Origin of the sequence: Veillonella sp., from assembly GCF_018364065.1 — a bacterium.
Classification (GTDB): Bacteria; Bacillota; Negativicutes; order Veillonellales; family Veillonellaceae; genus Veillonella_A.
In genome coordinates this window covers 1-10,459 of record NZ_JAGZMO010000004.1, presented here as the reverse complement: position 1 = coordinate 10,459, position 10,459 = coordinate 1, and the positions used below count along the sequence as shown (strand labels likewise).

General features: G+C 40.8%; 3 protein-coding genes and 1 pseudogene. All 4 read right to left on the bottom strand.

Annotated features, from left to right (window positions below):
• Positions 1–11 precede the first annotated feature (11 nt).
• Positions 12–473 (bottom strand): ESPR domain-containing protein, encoded by a 462-nt coding sequence (locus tag KHZ77_RS05040; protein ID WP_295196317.1) that lies wholly within the window; start codon positions 471–473, stop codon positions 12–14.
• Between the two features lie 1,050 nt (positions 474–1,523).
• Complete coding sequence (locus tag KHZ77_RS05035; protein ID WP_295196315.1) at positions 1,524–5,720, bottom strand: ESPR-type extended signal peptide-containing protein; 4,197 nt, start codon at positions 5,718–5,720, stop codon at positions 1,524–1,526.
• A gap of 817 nt (positions 5,721–6,537) precedes the next feature.
• On the bottom strand, positions 6,538–9,726 hold the full coding sequence (locus tag KHZ77_RS05030) for an autotransporter outer membrane beta-barrel domain-containing protein (protein ID WP_295196313.1): 3,189 nt from the start codon (positions 9,724–9,726) through the stop codon (positions 6,538–6,540).
• Positions 9,727–10,248: 522 nt separating this feature from the next.
• Positions 10,249–10,459, bottom strand: a pseudogene (locus tag KHZ77_RS05025) (hypothetical protein); the annotation flags it as partial.

Sequence of the window (10,459 nt, the reverse complement as noted above, 5' to 3'; positions counted from 1 at the left end):
CCAACAATTTGTCAAGTCACTAAAGCCGATTGGCCGGCAGTTTGAAACCCTACAGATACAGCACCTAAAGATGATCGCCATGTAGGCGAAAATATTTCAGTGCGATCAAAAGTCGTAGCACTTGGAATATAACCAATTTGATTGGAACTAATATTTGCGACAGAAGAAGAGCCAAGCGCTACCCCACCGGCAACATTGACAGTCGCCCCATCACCTAAAGCTACACTGGCAGCATCCGAAGCCGAGGATCCAGACCCCACGGCCACACCACTGCCACTACCATCCGCATTATTGGCCGCACTAACCAAACCTGTCGCTCCGATAGAAAGAGCCAGGACAGCCAATGCCACACCAATTTTTTGACCAAACTTACTATGTGTCGAACTACTCTTGCCATTCTGTTTTGCCAATTCTGACACTACCACATAACTGTTTTTTACTTTACTCCAAATGACTTTGTATTGCTTATTCATTTGACTTCCCCCTATGCGTTTTCAATTCCAGCTTACATAAAGCTAAAAATTCTCCCTTCACTACAATTAACAACGCGGAATCGATACTGATTTGTCACATTCTATCTTCTTTTCATTCTTATCATTCCTATCACTTCTTGATAAAATGTTCAAAATTCTTTTGAAAACTTGTTAGAATTCTAAAATTGCCGCCAATATAGCTTCATCGCCGGCATTAAAAAACTTAATTGATTTAACATCGACTTCAAACAAGTCGTCTTTATTTTTTTGATTGCTCTTGTCTATTATCAGTGTATCTTCATCCTTTCTTTAAATTAATTCTATAATCAAGACGATTCAATGTCAATGTATTTATATGCAAACATTCCTTAATTTTACTTGTTTCTTCGCTTTTATTTTCAAAGACGTGTATTATTTTATTTTTACTTTTTTCATATTTTCTTCAAACTCTCCTTGATATCGCTTCATATTTTATTCATCTTTTATCAACTGTTAATGCGATTCTTTTATTCTCATCATTTACATATTTTCTTTTGCAATTATTTCACGTTTTTTCGGTAATGATTATTTTATGTTTTTTTAGTAATGACTGTTTCATATTTTTTTCTGTAATAATTATTTCTGTATGTTTCCTGCTTACTTTTTGGCACAAAAAAACGACAGCAAGATTACTTGCTGTCGCTTTACCCCAAACTATTATCGTTTTCACAATAATTAGTCTTTTACTATATATAGTTTTTACTATTATATTTAGTCGTCTACTATATTTAATCGTTTACTATATTTAGTTGTTACCACTATATTTAGTTGTTATCACTACGTTTAGTCTCCCCCAACACATCGCCCCTTACGATATGTTACCTTACAATGTCTCTCCCTGCACCACGCTGCCCTTACCAATTAAAATATTTACTAGTAAGTGTTTACTGTTTAACGTTCACTGTTTAGTAAGTACTTATTAGCATTTATTAGTTAGTATGATCCCGTTGGTACATACCATCGGCATGTACCGTCGGGAATATACTATTTAACAATTACTATTGGTATATATTATTTGCTGGCAACTAACTGGTTAACAAGTTGAGTTAATTGTTCGATACGGTCTTGTTGTTCGGATACTACGGATTTCAAGCCGGACAATTCGTTGATTTCAGTTTTCTGTTTTTCTACAGTCGATTTCAAGTCATTGATTTCACGAGCCATTTCGGAACGGGAACCCAAGTTTGTAGTCTGGCCTGCGCCAATACGCATTGTTACACCGGCGTTAACCATGTTTTCACCGCCGCCGTAAGAGCTACCGATACTGAACATTGTGTCGCCATTTGGACGGTAGAACGCACCAACTGCTACGGCGTTAGCGCCTTTGTAGTTACCTACACCGGCAGCTACTTCCCAACGGGATGTTGGATCGTAATCCAATGGATGTAATGCTGCCAAGGCTGCTGCACCGGCACCTACACGGTCTACACGATTATCCAAATCATTGATTCGGTTGTTCATAACGTTCATGTTGCCACCAATATTGGTTACAGCACTGTTCAACTGGCTAACGTTTACTGCATCAGTATCCGCTGTACCGGCTGCTACGTTGTGAACCTGATTGCCGCCCATGCTGATAGAATCGTTTGTAAGTGTAATATCAGATTTGGAGGAATCAGTTGCTTTAATTGTTACACCGCTGTTATTTACAGTTGTGTTACCTGTTACTACGGAGGAAGTTGTCACAGTGTCACCGGTAATAGAAGTTGTTGTATCGCCGGAGCCTACAGCAATTTTTTCGCTCGCAGTTAAAGTCTTAGTGTCTACGCTGTCAAGGCCGGACAATTTGGAAGACAATTTAATGTCAAAGCCGTTGCCTGCTTCGTTGTTTACAACGCCGATGTTGCCATCAGTCAAGCTGGAAGTGTCAGCGCCACCTTTAAGGTTCAACACATCATCTTTACCAAGTTCAATCTTTTCACCGGAATCACTTACGAAACCACGTTTTGCATTGTTAATTGTATCGATGCTTGTGTTGATATCGCTGATGTTACCTGCGATTTGAGCCAACTGACCTTCAGTTGCTGCACGGTCAGCCACGTAGTTGTTAGGATCCCAAGTTGTGTTGTCGAGACCGGTAATGAATTTACCGCTTTCAGTGGAACCGTTAGTTGTAGTCACTTCCTGGTTGCCCATTACGATACCGCCGTTAGCTGCATCGCCAATAACTACCTGGCCTTTAGAGCCGTCGATAGTAACCTGGTTGTCACCAGTACCGGCTGTAATTGTTGCATTACCACCGTTAATGGTAACTTCGTTAGCATCAGTACCTGCACTAATTGTGGATGTAGTACCGTCAACAGTTACCTGATTAGTTGCATCGTCTGCATTATTTAAAGTAATTTTGTCGTTTAAGTTGATGTTATTACCGGAGTCGATATTGATATTTTTACCGGCATCCAATGTGATTGCTTCAACGCTCTGTGCCACTTGTGTAGACAAGGCTTTAAGCTGTGCCACGTTAACGGCATCAGTATCTAAAGTACCTGCTGCTACGTTAGTGATCTGACGAGTCAAGCCGGTTTCACTGTTACCTACGGAAACAGCGGCACCTGTGGACTGCCATGTGGAAATGAGCGCATTGGACTGAGCCTGAAGGCTTGCCAATGTAGCACGTGCTGTAGAAAGCTCAGCTTCTTTTGCAGTGATTTGAGAGTTAATCGAAGTCAAATCATCGCCAGTTGCTGTGTTTTTAGCTGTCTGTAAAGCAACTACTTCGCTGGACAAGCTGTCTACAGTAGATTGTGCAGTTGCAATATCAGACTGTAATTGTGTATATGTAGCCTGGTTGCTGCCCAAGATATCAGCCTGGGAAGTAATCGTACCACTTGGATCGTAGCCGATTACACCGGATGCTACGTTAGTTTTGGATTTGCTGCCAAGAGCCACACCGCCTGCGATGTTAGCTGTAGTCTGATCGCCTAACGCGCTGGCAGATTCAGCAGATGCATTGGACAAGAAGCCCACTGCTGTTGCATATTTACCGCTTGTAGAAGCCTGGCTGCCGATGGCACTGGAGAAATGACCTTTTGCTTTCGCTGTGAAGCCAACTGCCAATGTGTTAGTGTCGTAAGCTTCAGCACCGCCACCAATCGCTGTATCCTGGTAACCGTATGCTTTCGCATCAGTACCCAAAGCCATGGAGAAGCTGTATTTATCAGATTCAAGCGGATTTGTCATACGTTCTTCACTTACCGTATTTTTACGAGTGTTAGGAACGGACACATCGGAGCTGGAACCATCACCGGAGGATTCAGCACCAACATACGCACGGTCACCGAAAGCTAAGGAGTAAATGCCGTTTGTTTCAGCACGGTTACCGATAGCTGTGGAGCTGACGTTGTTCGCTTTTGCATAATAGCCCATAGCAATGGCATTTCTGGCAGATGCAGATGCAAAATTACCAAGAGCCATAGAAAGGTACTCAGTAGCAGAAGAGTTTTGACCTAATGCCATGGAGGAAGAAGCGGTTGCTTTAGAAGAAATACCAAGTGCTACACCGCCGTTAGCTGCTGTAGATGTAGAACCGATAGCGATAGCCGTAGCGCCGGAAGCGGAAGAACGGTTACCGATAGAAATCGCACTCAAACCGGTAGCAGACGCCTGGTTACCGATAGCTACCGCACGTTCAGCGCTGGCAGTTGTGCTGTTACCAAGAGCCGTTGAGTAAAGGCCGGTCGCTTTAGCGCTATAACCTAATGCAGACGCACGATCGGCAGAAGCCGTTGAGGAACGACCAATTGCTACAGCAGAGTTGCCGGAACCGTCAGCTTTATAGCCTAAAGCAAGTGCATAGTCTTCGGTTGCACTGGCTTCATCACCGAGAGCCACTGAGCTGGAACCGCTGGCCGTGGTATCGCTACCTACAGCCGTCGCATTTACAGCTTCAGCTGTCGCTTTATAACCTACAGCTGTGGACGATGCGTTTTTAGCTGTCGCAGCAGTACCCAAGGCTGTTGCATAGTTATGAGATGCTGCGGAAGACGCACCTAATGCAGTAGCTAATGTGCCGGATGCTGTGGAAGTCGGGCCGATTGCGATTGCATTAGAACCGGTTGCGCCGTCATTATTTGCATTACCGCTTGCGGCAGAATTTATAGAAACATAAGAGATTTTATTTGCATCAATTTTAGAAGTTAAATCAGTATTCAAGGTAGTGATGCTAGTGTTTACGTTGCTTTCCAATGCCTTAAGCTGGGCCACGTTAACAGCATCGTAATCGTCAGCACCGGCTGCAACATTGGTGATACGACGACGGTTTTCAGCCACAGTCTTACCGCTTGCATCAGTATACTCAGCATTACCTACAGATACAACACCGTTACTTGCTGAGAATGCTTCGTTTGTTAAATAACCTGTTGTGGCAACACCGGTAGTATCAGCTAAAGAGTTCTGACCTAAGGCAACAGAGTTGCTGGACGTAGCGGTTGCACTTTTACCGATAGCAACAGAATTAGAAGCCGTAGAAGCAACGTTAGCGGCGTTACCGATAGCAATGGCAGAACTACCTGCAGCAGCAGAGTTGTAGCCCAAAGCTGCAGAGTACGAACCGGAAGCTGTAGCACCGTTACCGAAAGCGGATGCACTGGAGCTGGTTGCTTTAGAAAGGTAGCCGACAGCCGTTGTATAGTAAGCGGTTGCTTGTGCCTGATAACCATTAGCAAGACCATAATTACCGGAAGCATTTGCCTGGTAACCGGAAGCAGAGCTGTAATCACCGGTTGCGGACGCAGATGCTCCAAGGGCGGTACTGTATCGCGCGGATGCTGCAGCACTCGGTCCAATAGCTACACTGCTGCTACCCGATGCATTAGATCTATTACCAATAGCAACAGCCGAAGTATTGGATGCCTCCGCACTACTGCCGAGAGCTACTGTATTATTAGCAGACGCTTTAGTATTATAGCCAATCGCTGTTGAAGCGGAGCCGGTTGCTTTCGCCGAATTACCGATGGCTGCAGCCATATACGTGGTTGCTTCGGAAGATGTACCAACTGCAACGCCTGCGCCGGTACCTTCTGTATTAGCCGCCGCATTTACAACACCGGTTGCCCCCAAAGATAAAGCCATTACAGTTAAAGCCACACCAAAATTGCGACCTACACTGCTCTTGGAAGATGCAGATTTGCCGTTAGACTTAGCAAATTCGGACGCTACTACGTATGTATTTTTTACTTTACTCCAAATAACTTTATACTGTTTGTTCATATAATGAATCTCTCCTTTAATCAAACACAATACTTAAAACACACTTTTGTTTTTTCATTCTCTGAGCATTTCATGAGCCATTTACGCAACATACATGCGCAGAGATTCATTTCATTCATCTCTTTTTAAGATTTATAAAAAATCTATCATTTATTATTCTGATGTTCTTTCCGAACGAACATCAAACTCATCTTACACAATTCATTCTATATCGATTTTTTTCGAATGTCAATGAAGAAAACATTAATTCATAAACTGACGGCGTCACTAAAAATTTTAATCAGTGTCAATCCTCCTTATTTTATCGCATTAAAACGCCGTTGTTTACTGTTTTATCGAAATATTTAAAATTTTAACTTCATAAATTCTTCATATGAATTTTTCATAAATCATATTTTAATCAAGTTTTTATCACTTTTATGGATGTGGATTTTAAAATAAGACTTATACAATTGAACTATATACTATTAATACTATTTTGTATTCATACAAAGGACATTCAACAATAAACACTGTAACTACAGCTTCTCCGATTTAATCGATTAATTATCATTTCTAACAAGTGATTATATGTGCCAGATTGTTCTAACTATTACGTGGTTTAATAAGCACCTCATGTTTTGATCGCTTCATGTTTAATAAAAGATTCACCATAAAAAAACGAGCAACCTATTCAGGTTGCTCGGAAAAAGTTCAGCTCAGCCGGCACTATAGATGCCTTGAGTCTCTTTTAATTAAAATACGTAAAGTGCCATTCTATGATACACAACATATTGCTCTATTTAGTTTTAAATATATACGCAACTATACTTGCGGCTTAGAAGTTTAGACGAACGCCCGTGTTGAAGCGATAGTCCATTTCAACTTCTGCCCCAAAGTTTCGTTCCACATCAAGGTAGAAATTAGTATCTTTACCTAACTGTAGATTTGTACCTAAGCCAAGCGTAAGCCAAGTATCACCTAAGTCGGAAGAGTTCGTGAATGTGAAATCATCCGTTATACGGCCATCCACATCGCCCAAGAAGTCATGCAATAAGGACGCTTTAAAGTAAACACGACCTAATTTGTTTGCCTGGCTTTCAAAGTCTCGGCTTAAAACAACGCCTACACGACCTACTAAGCTGTCTGCACTATCTTGTGAAACTTTTGCACCATTAGCAGTATTATAATCGTCGCCCCACAAATAACTATATGTTAATTGAGCTTGCGGTTCAACACTCCAACCATTTTGTAACGGCATTTTGCGGCCAAATTCTGTACTTAGGCTGCCTGCCCAGTTATCGAATTCGCCACGATCGCCATAAGAAGTTGTGTAGTCGGAGTCAATGCGGCCTACACGAGCTACTAAGTCTAAGTAGTTACCGTTTGCCTGTAATTTAGTGGCATATAATGACAAGTCATTGGTCTTCTGAGAACCGTTACCACCGGTATAATCAGAATCGCCCCAAGTATGAGAAACAGCCGCACCGTAATACCAAGTACTATCATCGCTATTTTTTCTCATTTTGTCATAGCCGACCTGCATAGTTTTGAAGTTACCGCTGAATCCGTAAGTTCCGTCTTTTTCTAAGCGTTTATTAATAAAACGAGCCCAGATGCCCTGTTCAGCTTGGTCGAAACGAAGTTCACCCAAACGTTTTAACAATGTATCATCATCACGCCAAAGCGCAAAGGCTGCAGTATAAGCTGCTCCCGGTACAGTACCATTCGGATTTATAGTATTACCGTTAGTCCCTTTGGAGCTGTCAGTAGTTAAATACCAATCATTATAGCCTTCATAGCTGTCATCTATACCTGTTTCAGTTTCGTTTTTCAAAATTAAATGTTTATTATAGATTTTATCGGTGTTCTGGATTTCAATTGCCTGATTCAATGCAAAAGTAGATGTATTAGCTGCCGTTGTAGCAAAATAAAGTTTGCTATTATCAACCATGCTGTTTACATTTTTATCTACATTAAATACTACAGTATGTGTACTGCCATCACCATCATGGGCAGCAATATAATCACTGGCATCGCCTTCACGATAGGTAGTTACATCATCCCCCTGATAACTTACATCCATAAGGAATGTACCTGTGCCGTTAAGACTGTTGAGATCTAAATGATTAGCTTCACCGGACAAGGACACTACACTATCATCACTCAAAGTCAAACTATTGGCATTGCTGTCCTTCGAAATATTCCAAAGCGAGCCATTATCTAACGAAACATTACCAATACCCGTAGAAGAACCGTTCCATACGCTGCTGTTATCTAAATTGATTGCAGTCGTACCACCACCAACAAAAAGGTTACCGGCCCAAGCACTATTACCGTTGAAAAGAACTTCGGCCGAACCTGTAGTACTATCGATGTCTCCAATCAAAGAGGATTTTTCCTCAAATGTTGCGGTAAGCTGTCCTTCATACGGCTCAACCGCTGTACCGGTATATACTTTGAGAGTATTTTCGATATCGCCGGTCATAGTAGAACTATTGGCAAATCTTAAATTAGTATTGCCGCTGTTAACTACATTACCGGTTAAAGAAGAACCGTTACCGGTATAAGCTGCATCAATCGTATTATCCCCTTCTGCGATAATATCACCTACATGCGATGCATTGTTACCGGAAAGGTTCACGGAAATATCAGCACCATCTTTCGGTACAGGATACGTAGCAGTACCTCTGGCTGCGTTGATATCTCCGATAAGTTTTGCATTATCACCGGACATAACCAAGGTTACAGTACCTGCATTATTTGCAGTAATATTTCCTTTTACATAAGAATCGCTACCAGATGCACTAACTAGCACACCCCCATTATTATTCGCTGTTAAGTTACCGTTTATATAGGAATCACTATTACTCATATAAACTTTAGCCGCACCATTAGTATTTGCCATTACATTGCCATAAACATAAGAATCGGCACCACCCAAGTGTACGCTAACATCACCGTATTGAACCGCTTGAATTGCATCCGTAGTTACTTCACCGGTTTCAGATGCCTCTTCGCCGGAATGAATAAAGGAACCAGATTCCATAGCATTAACTAAAATGGAAGCTCCTTTACTGGTTGCCTGCATTGTTCCCGTTATCTGTACTGTATTTCGTGAGTTTTCACCGATTGATACTTTTGACGTAATATTATTAACAGCTTCTGCAGATCTTGCATAAATACTATAAGAGCTGCCGGCTTTATCTATCTTGACAACACCGTTTCGTTCGGAATTAACAACGACATTCCCACCTCTGGCTGCACTAATGCCACCAGTTAAATTAACGATATCGGCATCTAAATTAACATTAAACGACTTATCTTCATTCGTGCCTCTACCGGCATATATAGAAAAATAATTTTGAGCAGACAAGTTAATAGTATTTGCCGAAATAGAAATCCCTTTACCAAGCTCAGTTCCAAAAAAACTTGACGAAGCACGTATACCATTTCCGATTGCCGGATAATACGAAGCAGATATGTTAACCGTACTACCTTCGCCCCCCTTAACGGTGATACCTTGTCCATTATCAACCATACCGAAATTACCACCAGTAGATGTAACGTTTAAATTTTTGAATCCTTCAAAAGTTACATTTCCTCCGGATTCAGTATACACCGCATCATTATTGGCTTTAACATTAATATCTCCGCTCACATTGATGATGGTATTTTGTCTTGCATCTCCACCGATTATCCCTTTATCCGTCCATTTATTCCCTCTAAAACTGGCATCAATCGTCAAGTTTTTAGCCGTCACTTCCGCGTCGCGAATAGCTGCACCATCTGCTCGAGAAGTATTTGATTCTTGATTCCAATTGATTACCAAATTACGATCTGAATGATCATAGGATTTAAAATCACCTATTGCCGTGTTTCCTCGAGTAATACTAACCATCTGATTTGTTAACGTATCAGTATTAGTGGCTTCATCATAAACAGCATACACAGAACCAATTCCACCATACAATAAAGTCGTCCCCACGCCCAAAGCAAACAGGGTCATCTTAACACTTTTCTTCATACACTAAATCCTTTCCTTAATCAACAAACACCCTTAAAATTATCCCCAAGCGTCTTTTTCTTCATAAAAAGACTAAAAAAATATATTACAAATCTACCAGCGCACATTATAATTTAACCACTCTTTCATAATTAAAAGTCAGCAAATTACGTTATGCTATTTGTAATAATCCCTTTTTCTCGAGTATACTCAATACTCATCTATATATTTGAAACAATATAATTTTATCATATTTTACATTAATCTATCAAGAAATCATCTTCTTTTCATTTACTATAGCTTATAGACTTCATTAAATCATTAAATTTCTGACATATATAAACACCAATAAAGTCGGCATTTCCTCCCCATGAATTAGTCTATTTCAAAAATTTTTATTTTATTAAAACTAATGAATTATGAAAAACAAAAGAGTCGCAGCGATATAGTCGCCACGACTCTTTTATTAGGCTATTTGATTTTTCCCATATGGAATGGTATCTATCAATCAGAACTAGCACTAACTTATGATACAAACTTTAATTATTTATTGTTAATCAAAGTGTTTACAAGTTTTGTAAGCTCTTCAATCTTATTGTTTTGGTCTGCTACTACGGATTCCAAATCGTTAATCTTCTGAGCCATTACTTTCTTGGATGGGTATTTCTGAGTTTCGCCATCGCCAATACGTAATGTTACACCGGCGTTAACCATGTTTTCGCCACCGCCGTAAGAAGTACCTACGCTAACCATT